8 protein-coding genes are annotated in these 11100 nt (G+C 57.4%); 7 read left to right on the plus strand and 1 reads right to left on the minus strand.

Going from position 1 to position 11100, the window contains the following annotated elements; translation table 11 throughout:
- The 6 genes from sucB to HMPREF3042_RS04720 all read left to right on the plus strand — a co-directional run.
- Positions 1-1497, plus strand: a 1497-nt coding sequence (gene sucB / locus HMPREF3042_RS04695) for a 2-oxoglutarate dehydrogenase, E2 component, dihydrolipoamide succinyltransferase (RefSeq protein ID WP_246822316.1), incomplete at its 5' end; no start/stop codon positions are given.
- Between the two features lie 562 nt (positions 1498-2059).
- Positions 2060-3685, plus strand: coding sequence for an inorganic phosphate transporter (locus tag HMPREF3042_RS04700; RefSeq protein WP_070856250.1), 1626 nt, complete (start codon positions 2060-2062; stop codon positions 3683-3685).
- A 132-nt stretch (positions 3686-3817) separates the two neighbouring features.
- Complete coding sequence (lipB, locus tag HMPREF3042_RS04705; protein ID WP_070856252.1) at positions 3818-4621, plus strand: lipoyl(octanoyl) transferase LipB; 804 nt, start codon at positions 3818-3820, stop codon at positions 4619-4621.
- Positions 4622-4630: 9 nt separating this feature from the next.
- The gene (gene lipA / locus HMPREF3042_RS04710) at positions 4631-5689 is read left to right on the plus strand and encodes a lipoyl synthase (protein ID WP_070856254.1); all 1059 of its coding nucleotides are present in this window, start codon (positions 4631-4633) and stop codon (positions 5687-5689) included.
- 94 nt (positions 5690-5783) lie between these two features.
- On the plus strand, positions 5784-6563 hold the full coding sequence (locus HMPREF3042_RS04715) for a DUF4191 domain-containing protein (RefSeq protein ID WP_005511046.1): 780 nt from the start codon (positions 5784-5786) through the stop codon (positions 6561-6563).
- A gap of 263 nt (positions 6564-6826) precedes the next feature.
- On the plus strand, positions 6827-8446 hold the full coding sequence (locus HMPREF3042_RS04720) for an aspartate:alanine exchanger family transporter (RefSeq protein WP_210403433.1): 1620 nt from the start codon (positions 6827-6829) through the stop codon (positions 8444-8446).
- Positions 8447-8463: 17 nt separating this feature from the next.
- On the opposite strand, the gene HMPREF3042_RS04725 is transcribed toward HMPREF3042_RS04720, so the two are convergent.
- Positions 8464-8982: an RDD family protein gene (locus tag HMPREF3042_RS04725; protein WP_038625896.1), complete on the minus strand. Its 519-nt coding sequence runs from the start codon at positions 8980-8982 to the stop codon at positions 8464-8466.
- Between the two features lie 404 nt (positions 8983-9386).
- Between HMPREF3042_RS04725 and glnA the strand changes: the two genes are divergently transcribed.
- The gene (gene glnA / locus HMPREF3042_RS04730) at positions 9387-10823 is read left to right on the plus strand and encodes a type I glutamate--ammonia ligase (protein ID WP_070852121.1); all 1437 of its coding nucleotides are present in this window, start codon (positions 9387-9389) and stop codon (positions 10821-10823) included.
- Positions 10824-11100 lie beyond the last annotated feature (277 nt).

An 11100-nucleotide genomic window follows, 5' to 3' on the forward strand; every position in this document is an offset into this window, starting at 1 on the left:
GACGTCGGCGAGGTCATCGCTCGCGTTGGCGATGCAGACGCTGCTCCGGCCGCCAACGAATCGGCTGAGGAAGAAGCCGAAGAGGCATCTGCTGCAGTCGAGAAGGACGAGGAGCCAGTAAAGGCCAACGAGGAGACTGAGGAAGACTCCACTGACGTTGACGCTGGTGACGCCACCGACGTTGAGATGCCGGAGCTCGGCGAATCCGTCACCGAAGGCACCATCACCACCTGGCTGAAGAAGGTCGGCGACACCGTCGAGGTCGACGAGCCACTGCTCGAGGTTTCCACCGACAAGGTCGACACCGAAATTCCTTCCCCGGTCGCAGGCACCCTGCTCGAGGTCCTCTACGACGAAGACGACACCGTTGACGTCGGCGAGGTCATCGCTCGCGTTGGCAGTGGCCAGCCAAAGAAGGCCGCACCGAAGAAGGAAGCTCCAAAGGCTGAATCCAAGCCGGAATCAAAGAAGGAAGCTCCAAAGGCAGAGTCCAAGCCGGAGCCAAAGAAGGAAGAGCCGAAGAAGGAGACTCCAAAGGCTGAGGCCCCGAAGGCTGAATCCAAGCCTTCCGCTAACAAGGACGTTCCTTACGTCACCCCGCTGGTCCGCAAGCTGGCTGACAAGCACGGCGTTGACTTGACTAAGGTCGAGGGCTCTGGAATCGGCGGCCGCATTCGTAAGCAGGATGTTCTGCGCGCTGCTGAGGGCGGCCAGGAGACTGCTGCTGAGTCCGGCTCCAACTGGTCCACCAAGGGCGTTCGCCCTGAGCTCGCTGAACTGCGCGGCACCACCCAGCGTGTCAATCGCATCCGCGAAATCACCGCTGCCAAGACGCTCGAGTCTCTGCAGACTTCCGCACAGCTGACCCAGGTTCACGAGGCAGATATGACTGCCATCTGGGATCTACGCGCTACTAAGAAGGCTGAGTTCGAGAAGAAGCACGGCGCGAAGCTGACCTTCCTGCCATTCTTTGCAAAGGCAATCGTTGAGGCTCTGGTCAGCCACCCGAACGTCAATGCTTCCTGGAACGAAGAGACCAAGGAGATTACCTACCACGAGCAGGTCAACCTGGGTATCGCTGTCGATACCGAACGTGGTTTGCTCTCCCCGGTCATCCACGACGCTCAGGATATGTCCCTGCCGGAGCTGGCTGCTGCTATCGCGGACATCGCAGACCGCGCTCGCAATAACAAGCTGACCCCGAAGGACCTGTCCGGCGGCACCTTCACCATTACCAACATCGGCTCCGAGGGCGCTCTGACCGACACCCCGATTCTGGTTCCGCCGCAGGCCGCAATGGTCGGAACCGGCGCGATTAAGAAGCGCGCAGTAGTCGTCACCGAGAATGAGGCAGATGCCATTGGTGTTCGTGCCATGGTCTTCCTGCCAATTACCTACGATCACCGCCTCATCGACGGCGCTGATGCAGGTCGCTTCATGACGACCGTTGTTGACCGCCTCGAGGTTGCTAACTTCGAATCGGATCTGCAGCTCTAAGCAGCCTGCTCCCCTCCTGGGGTGGTAGCGCCGCGGGAATCTAGCTGGCTTGCTAGCAGGAGGTTCCACCTCTTCCCTGCCCGCGTTAGTCGCACATTGCGGCTGACGCGGGTATTTCTTTTGCCGCATTCGTTCCGCAGTTGAACCTAATCAGCGATTCCTTCAAATGCGCAGACGCCCTATTCTTGGCTAGTACTCAGATTTCGCGTAGCCACACATAGCTAACTCCATCGGCACAAAGAATTTACGCGCTGTTATTGCGCCATTAAGCCATTAGCGAACAGCGGGAAGGCCTAGCTGAACGCAAAACCGCAAGTAGCAAATGTGCATGCTTTTGTACTGCCGAAATGCGAAAACGCCACACACCCACACACTTAGTTTCGACTATCGCTTCCAGCTGCGCCAACGAGGGCCAAAGATATCGATAATTAAATTCATTATTTGTTAACCTAGCCGTCACCTAGTTAGCAATTAGCCTTTACCAATCTAAGAAATCATTAGACAGCAGGCTTCTTTGGCGTGCCTATTTTTGCTCTCTGTACGTAACTTAGAAAGGTGGAGCATGTCCTCGGCTCCAGCGAATACTAGTTCGTCGACCGAGACCACATCGTCTGAGCAATCGAGCTCCTCAGATAAGTGGTGGCATCTCTTCTTCGGCGGGCTTCTCGCAATCAACATCGTAATTTTTGTCTTCTGGGCTTATGACTTCGTCGGCCCGCAGGCAAATACGGCAATTCTTCTGATTACCATCGCGTTCGCCGTCTTCATGGCGTTCAATATCGGCGGTAACGACGTTGCTAACTCCTTCGGTACTTCAGTCGGTGCCGGCACCCTGAGCATGAAGCAGGCGCTAGTTGTCGCTTCAGTCTTTGAGGTTTCGGGCGCCGTCCTCGCAGGTGGCGAGGTTACTGACACCGTCCGTTCCGGCATTGTGGACCTGAATGCGATCCACGGTTTGGACCCGATGGAGTTCGCCTTCATCATGATGTCCGCGCTTCTCGGCGCGGCAGTGTGGCTCCTCGTTGCCACCCGCATGGGTTGGCCAGTTTCCACGACCCACTCCATCGTCGGCGGTATCGTCGGTGCCGCACTGACGGTCGGTTTCATCACCGGCAAGGGTGGCTGGAGCATGGTCCAGTGGGATCAGATCGGCCAGATTGCAATTTCCTGGGTTCTCTCCCCGCTCCTTGGCGGTTTGGTCGCGTTTCTTCTGTTCGGCGGCATTAAGAAGTCGATTCTCGTCTATAACGACAAGGCTTCTCAGCAGCTGCAGGCCATCCACCAGGAAAAGGCCGATCTTAAGGCTCAGCACCGTGAAGAGTTCGAAAAGCTGCCTGAGCACGAGCAGATCTCTTACACCAACGCGATGCTTCGCGACGCGACAACGATGCGCGACACCGACTGGGAGCGGAATGACCTGGAGTCTGACTACTTCCGCAAGCTCGTTGACATCGAGTCCAAGGTTGATGACGTCCGCGCTCACCGCGCGCTAGAAGCCTGGGTTCCAGGCCTGGCCGCATTGGGCTCCGTCGTCATCTCCGCGATGATGCTGTTCAAGGGCCTCAAGAACCTACACCTGGGCCTGTCCGGCCTGGACAACTTCCTGATTATGGGCATGATTGCCACCGCCGTGTGGCTCGCCGTTTACATCTTCGCCCGCACTTTGAAGCGCCAGGACCTCGACCGCTCGACCTTCCTGCTGTTCAGCTGGATGCAGGTCTTCACCGCTTCTGCGTTCGCTTTCTCCCACGGTTCGAACGACATCGCTAACGCACTTGGCCCGTTCGTGGCAATTCTGGATGTTCTGAAGACCAACGAAATTTCTTCTGAGTCTGGTGTTCCGCTGGCAGTCATGGCCACAATGGGTGTCGCTTTGATTTCCGGTCTGTGGTTCATCGGTCGCTACGTTATTCAGACTGTCGGTTCCGGCTTGACTAAGATGCACCCGGCGTCGGGCTTCGCCGCAGAGCTCTCTGCTGCTGTGGTCGTTATGATTGCTTCTCTGCTGGGTCTGCCGGTTTCCTCCACCCACATTCTGATTGGTGCTGTTCTCGGCGTCGGTATCGTTAACCGCGCCGCTAACTGGAACCTGATGAAGCCGATTGGTTTGGCCTGGGTTATTACCCTTCCGGCCGCTGCATGTATTTCGGCAATCACCGTTTCCATCCTGCGCGTCGTCTTCGGCTAAGCCCACAAAAGCACGCCACTTTCGCCCCGGTGGTCACTTTCTAGTGACCACCGGGGTATTTTTGTGGCTGGTGCTATCCAAGTAACAAGAAATCTGAGGTCCACAGAAATTCGGCGTATCCTATAGGCCACCATGACTGCCCCAAGAAAACCTTTTACTCGCGCAGATAAATCCATTCGAGACTCTAGCTCCGACATCGAGATTCAGCACCTGGGTCTTGTCGACTACGAAGAGACCTGGCACCTACAGGAAGACCTTGCTGCCAAGCGTGCGAAAGACCTGATTCCAGATCAGATTCTCGTGCTCGAGCACCCGAGTCTTTACACAGCAGGAAAGCGCACCCAGCCGGAGGACCGCCCTACCAATGGGTTGTCGGTCGTCGATGTCGACCGCGGGGGCCGCATCACCTGGCACGGCCCGGGCCAGCTTGTGATGTATCCCATCATCAAGCTCGCTCAGCCGGTCGATGTGGTGGACTACGTCCGCAGACTGGAAGAAGCCCTCATTCAAACCGTTCGCCGGACCGGCATCGCAGCTGCTGGCCGTATCGATGGCCGCTCTGGAGTATGGATTCCGGCCTCAAACGGAATTAGCGACCGAAAGATTGCAGCACTGGGAATCCGCGTGACTCATGGTGTGACCATGCACGGACTGAGTCTGAACTGCGACAACTCTATGGAGTTCTACAACTACATCATCCCGTGTGGCATCTCCGATGCTGGAGTGACCACCCTATCCCGGGAGCTTGACCGAGATGTTAGCGTGTCAGAGATGACAGAGCCGCTTCTGGCGGATTTACAAGATGCTTTGGAAGGCCGTCTGACCGTTGCCGACCATTCCTTCGGCTCCGCGCCCGACCCCACGAAGGGCCTGCCACACCGGGTGAAGCACAACTCCACTACCGGCATATTCGAGTACTCATCAACAAACAAGTAGGGTGAAACTGTGACTGTTAAGCCAGAAGGACGTAAGTTACTGCGCGTCGAGGCGCGAAATGCCGAGACCCCTATCGAAAACAAGCCACGGTGGATCCGCAACCAGGTTCGCCCGGGCCCCAGCTACAAAGACATGAAGAACCGTGTCTCGGGCGCCTCCCTGCACACAGTTTGTCAGGAGGCTGGCTGCCCAAACATTCACGAATGCTGGGAAGACCGCGAGGCCACCTTCCTTATCGGCGGCGACAAGTGCACCCGCCGCTGCGACTTCTGCCAAATTAACTCCGCCAAGCCAGATCCCTTGGACAAGGACGAGCCGCGCCGTGTCGCCGAGTCCGTCCGCGAGATGGATCTTCGCTACGCGACCATCACCGGTGTCGCCCGCGACGACCTGCCCGACGGCGCATCCTGGCTCTACGCAGAGACATGCCGACAGATTCACGAGCTCAACCCGAATACGGGGGTCGAGCTCCTGGTCGACGATTTCCGTGGCGACGAATCCGCCGCACAGCAGGTCTTCGACGCCAAGCCTGAGGTCTTCGCTCACAACCTGGAGACGGTGCCGCGCATCTTCAAGCGCATCCGTCCAGCATTCCGCTACGAGCGCTCCTTGGAACTCATCACTCGTGCTCGCGACGCTGGACTAGTTACCAAGTCCAACCTCATCCTGGGCATGGGCGAAACCTACGACGAAATCATCTCCGCTATGGAAGATTTGCACGGAGCTGGCTGCGACATCCTGACAATTACGCAGTACCTCCGGCCCACCCCGCTGCACCACCCAATTGACCGTTGGGTCAAGCCGGAAGAGTTCGTCAAACTCTCTAAGGCAGCTGAGGAGATGGGCTTCGCTGGCGTCATGTCAGGACCGCTGGTCCGTTCCTCTTACCGCGCTGGACGGCTCTACGCCCGCGCGCTGGCGCACCGCGGTCAGGAGCTGCCTGAGCATCTCTCCGCGCTTGCCGACGACGGCGGCAGCGACCTCGCTCTGCAGGAAGCCTCGACTCTGCTCGACCGCTATGGCGCATCGGAGGACACACCAGTTACTTCGGCTATTCCGGCTTCCTAGAGGCCTGACGGCCTCAGCGCCGTCGTAAAGCGAAACGGCGCTACGGCGCGGTCTATTGCCTAAAACTACATCGCATGCCCTAAAGTTGGTGATTATGGCGACCAATGATGCGAAAGAAATGAAGAAGGCGAACCGCGCCGCCAAGCGCGCTCAGCGTAAGCAGACCCGTAGCCAGATGTGGCAGGCGTTTAAGCTGCAGCGCTCGCGGGACAACAAGCTCGTGCCTTACATGGCGCTGGGCTTCTTCGGGCCGATTATCCTGCTGCTACTGCTTGGTCTGCTCATTGGTGGAGTCTGGCCCTGGGTTCTGACGATTATTGGTATTTCGATCGGCTTTATGGTCGCGATGTACATCTTCTCCAAGCGTCTTGAGGCTTCCTTCTACACAGAGGCAGAAGGCCAGGCCGGCGCTGCGGCGTGGACGCTGGACAATATGCGTCAGGGCGTTGGCTATGTCTGGCACGTCAAGACCGGTGTTGTCGCTAATCAGCACATGGATGCTGTTCACCGTGTTATTGGTAACGCCGGTGTTGTGCTGGTCGGTGAAGGTGATCCGAACCGCGTCAAGCAGATGATTGCTCGTGAGAAGAAGTCGCTGGCACGCATTGCGGGCGAAGCTCCGATTTACGACATGATTGCTGGCAGCGACGAGGGTCAGGTCCCTCCGAAGAAGCTGCAGCGCGAACTCATGCGTCTGCCGCGCAACCTGAATAAGGATCAGGCCAATGCTCTGAATGAGCGCATCCAGTCGATGGACCGCATTCGCGATGCGCGCGCGAACATGCCCAAGGGGCCGATGCCGAAGGGAGCTAACCCACAGGCCGGTATGAACCGTCGTGCGCGCCGTGCCGCAAATCGCGGCAAGAAGCACTAGAGGTTTTAGCTAGGTTTCACCAGAGCCAGTTGCTCGGGCAACCCGACGAGGGACAACCTAGGTTAAAGCAAAAAAGGGGCTTTCGGGCCCCTTTTTTGTGCTCTAAAGCCTTAAATCGAAGTCCAAAGCCACGACTTCAAACACAGTTATTGATGTCTTGTTGAAGTGATTACTCTCACTTATCACGCCGTCAGCAAAGGTTATATCCTTGCTGAAAACAATGCTTAATGAAGATTACTACTAGTTGTGCCACCATGGGATATGTGCAACTCTTGGCTGAAAATGAACTCTTAGCGCTTCTAGTGATTTTGTTTCTTGGCCTGGCAATTGGCCAGATCAAGATCTTCGGCTTCAAGCTTGGCGTGGCTGCCGTCCTCTTCGTCGGCCTTATCCTCGCTACCATTGAGCCGGAAATTCAAATCTCCCCGCTGATTTACATCGTGGGCCTGGCATTATTCGTCTACACCATCGGGTTGGAGGCGGGCCCCGAGTTCTTCAGCTCGTTACGCTCACGCGGTATCAAGCACAACTTATTCGGCATTGGTGTGCTCGCAGTTGTCACTATCGAGTCTTTCTTGCTAATCAAGTTTTTGCCTATCGACCCGGTGGAGGGCGCAGGCGCCTTCACAGGCGCTCTGACCAACACCCCGGCTATGGCAGCAATCGTCGATGCTCTTCCTAGCCTCATTTCGGATAAGGGCGAGCTGGCCGCTGCCCACGATATGCCGGTGATTGGTTACTCCCTGGCCTACCCAATCGGCGTGCTGGCAGTGATTGCCTCAATCGGTATTATGTCGAAGGTCTTCCGCGTCGATCACGACCAGGAAGCTATCGACGCAGGTGTCGCCGCACTTCCGCTGCATACTCGGGACATCAAGGTCCTCAAGGACGACCTGCCGTCCATCACTGACCTTCCGTCGAAGTTCGGTTTGGACATCACGGTTTCACGCATCGAGTATAAGGGCCACCTCTACATTCCATCTCCGGGTGACTCTGTCTCTGTCGGCGATATTATTTCCGTCGTCGGTACAGAGGAAGAAATTGCTCGTGCCGCCAAATACATTGGCGAGCTTATGCCAGGTGATCCAACACACGACGGTCGCCTGGACTTCCGTCGCATCTTCGTCTCCGCATCTGACGTGGTGGGCGTACCCATTGCGGAGCTTCAGACTCGCATGGACGGCATGATCATTACGCGTATTCGCCGCGGCGACCACGACATCGTCGCGGAACCAAACATGCGCCTCGAGCTTGGCGACCGCGTCCGCGTGGTTGCACCACCAGAGAAAATCAAGGACGCAACAAAGTTCTTCGGTGACTCTTACAAGAAGCTTTCCGACGTCAACCTCTTGCCGCTCACCCTTGGGCTTACGCTGGGTGTATTGGTCGGTCTCATCAAGATTCCGCTTCCGGGCGGCAGCTCGCTAGCCCTGGGATCCGCTGGTGGTCCACTGGTTGTGGCGCTGATTCTGGGTGCTGTTGGTCGCACTGGCCCGTTGGTTTGGCCTATCCCCTACTCGGCCAACCTGGCGTTCCGCACCATGGGTCTAGCACTGTTCCTGGCTGGTATCGGCACTACTGCTGGTAAGGGATTCCAGGCTGCGTTGTCTGACCCGGCATCACTGACAGTTCTGGGCCTTGCCGCCATCATCGCCTTTAGCTCCGCACTGTTGACCCTCATTGTCGGTCACCGCGTGCTGAAGATTCCGTTCGGTCAAACTGCGGGTATCCTCTCGGGCTTGCAGACTCACCCGGCAGTGCTCTCATACGTCAACGACCAGGCCAAGAACGAGTTGCCGGCAATGGGATACACAACGGTGTATCCAATGGCAATGATCATGAAGATCATTCTCGCCCAGGTCCTGGTCGTGTTGGTGCTATAGCCCTAACTCAAACAGCATTAACCCAAAATGACGGCCGTGCCAGTGGCACGGTCGTGCATGCCGCGCATATCCGAGTCGGTGATTGCTGGCGGCAGCAGGAAAAGAGTAAGCAAGCTGCGGAAGAAGGCACGAACAAAGCCGACTCGCTCGCCGGGCTTGTCCACGCGAGCGACGCCCATCTTCATCATCCACTGCCCCGGAGTGCGGGCGAACAGCCAAACCGACACCGTGCCAATAATGAGGAAGACAACTGGCGTATAGGTCGCAAGGAATGACTGCCAGGCGATAAACGAATCTCCGAACTGGTCAATTTGCTCCTCGCTCGGGCCGAAGAACATCGAAAAAGCGCCGGCAATCATCAGGGAAATGATCCAGTCAATGAGAATGCCGCCGACGCGACGCATCAGCGTCGCTTGCGAGCCTGGGCCATCGGGGGCAAGACCCAACGCCTGGCCGGGATAGTCCGAGAGTTTGTCCGGATTATCGAACTCTCCCGGAATCTGAGGGCCATCTAGCCAACTGTGCTTTTCTTCCATGGGTTCATAGTCTAATGCAGTAATCCGGCTATCAAATCACGGGCTGGGACAGCCACTCAGCCTACGCGGGGGTAATCCGGGGGCGATGTTGCGTCGCCTTTTCCAATTTTCTATCAGCATGGGAGCTAAAGGCTCGTCGTAAAGCGTGTGTGACGCGAATGCGCAGGGTATTGCCCTGTTTCCACAAACAGATAACCTACTCCCTATTTGCGTAGCCCATTCCGTATTGGCGGATTCTTTTATGCGGCACGGCAAAATTCGTGGTTCTAATTCCAGAATGAATGGGTGGTTCGTTAAGCTTAAAGGCGTCAACCGGCCAGTCCTTGACAGCGCGGCAGGCGCACGAAACAGCGTGCAAGAATTCCCTACTGCGTACTAAACAAGGCCAACTAAGGAGACCGCACATGTCCTTCAAAACTCCCGAGGAAGTAGTCGCGTATATCAAAGAAGAGGGCGTCGAGTTCGTAGACGTCCGCTTCACGGATGTTCCCGGCATCGAGCAGCACTTCACCATTCCGGCATCCGCATTTGACGAGGACGCAATGGCCGAAGGCCTGGCATTCGACGGTTCCTCGATTCGTGGTTTCACTTCCATCGACGAGTCCGACATGGCACTGTTGCCCGACCTGAGCACCGCGCGCATTGACCCGTTCCGCAAGGCAAAGACCCTGAACGTCAAGTTCTTCGTCCACGATCCGTTTACCCTCGAGCCGTTCTCCCGCGACCCGCGTAACGTTGCGAAAAAGGCGGAGGAATACCTCATCTCCACCGGCATCGCCGACACCTGCTTCTTCGGCGCTGAGGCGGAGTTTTACATCTTCGACAACGTCAAGTTCGAGACCGACACCAACCGCGGCTTCTACGAAGTTGATTCCATCGAAGGTTGGTGGAACCGCGGTAAGGACCAGAACCAGGACGGTTCTGCAAACCTGGGTTACAAGACTCGCCTGAAGGGCGGCTACTTCCCTACCGCTCCGTACGACCACTATCAGGACCTGCGCGACAAGATGTGCCTGAAGCTCGCTGATGCCGGCTTCGACCTGGAGCGCGCCCACCACGAGGTCGGCACTGGTGGCCAGCAGGAGATCAACTACAAGTTCAACACGATGTTGCACGCTGCAGACGACCTGCAGACCTTCAAGTACATCATCAAGAACACCGCCTGGGAAGAGGGCAAGTCCGTCACCTTTATGCCGAAGCCGCTGGCTGGCGACAACGGCTCGGGCATGCACGCTCACCAGTCGCTGTGGAAGGACGGCAAGCCGCTGTTCCACGATGAGGCCGGTTACGCAGGCCTGTCGGACATTGCTCGCTGGTACATCGGCGGCATCCTGCACCACGCAGGTGCGGTACTGGCCTTCACCAACCCGACCCTGAACTCCTACCACCGCCTGGTCAAGGGCTTCGAGGCTCCGATTAACCTGGTCTACTCGCAGCGCAATCGCTCTGCCGCTGTTCGCATTCCGATCACCGGCTCCAACCCGAAGGCAAAGCGCATCGAGTTCCGCGCTCCGGACCCGTCGGGCAACCCGTACCTTGGTTTCGCCGCCATGATGATGGCCGGACTGGACGGCGTGAAGAACCGCATCGAGCCGCACGCTCCGGTCGACAAGGACCTTTACGAGCTCCCGCCGGAGGAAGCCGCCGACATCCCGCAGGCTCCAACTTCTCTCGAGGCCGCGCTCGAGGCCCTGCGCAACGACCACGAGTTCCTGCTCGAGGGCGATGTCTTCACCGAGGACCTCATCCAGACCTACATCGACTACAAGTACGAAAACGAGATCGAGCCGGTTCGCCTGCGCCCGACTCCGCAGGAATACGAAATGTACTACGACTGCTAGAGTTTTCGCTTCACGACGGTCACAGCGAGCAGCACCCGTTGCTCCTCATGGCCACCCAACGAGCTTGTTAGATGCCGCCTGACCACAGTTAATGTGGCCAGGCGGTTTTTCGTTGCGGCCATGCTGGCTGCGGGTGCCTGGGCCCGCATACGCGCGCATATGTGAGCACGAATTTGTGCGCGATTCCAGGCCATTTCCCTGAACAGAACCATATACCACCGCAAAAGGGCCGCACCTCCTGCACGAGTAGAGTCGCGCACTCTCCTCCTCCCCCCCC

Source organism: Corynebacterium sp. HMSC074C05, assembly GCF_001838325.1.
GTDB classification, from domain to species: Bacteria; Actinomycetota; Actinomycetes; order Mycobacteriales; family Mycobacteriaceae; genus Corynebacterium; species Corynebacterium amycolatum.

Coding starts and splice junctions, on each gene's coding strand:
- HMPREF3042_RS04700 (WP_070856250.1), top strand. CDS start 2,060: ATGTCCTCGGCTCCAGCGAATACTAGTTCGTCGACCGAGACCACATCG.
- HMPREF3042_RS04715 (WP_005511046.1), top strand. CDS start 5,784: ATGGCGACCAATGATGCGAAAGAAATGAAGAAGGCGAACCGCGCCGCC.
- glnA (WP_070852121.1), top strand. CDS start 9,387: ATGTCCTTCAAAACTCCCGAGGAAGTAGTCGCGTATATCAAAGAAGAG.
- lipB (WP_070856252.1), top strand. CDS start 3,818: ATGACTGCCCCAAGAAAACCTTTTACTCGCGCAGATAAATCCATTCGA.
- HMPREF3042_RS04725 (WP_038625896.1), bottom strand. CDS start 8,982: ATGGAAGAAAAGCACAGTTGGCTAGATGGCCCTCAGATTCCGGGAGAG.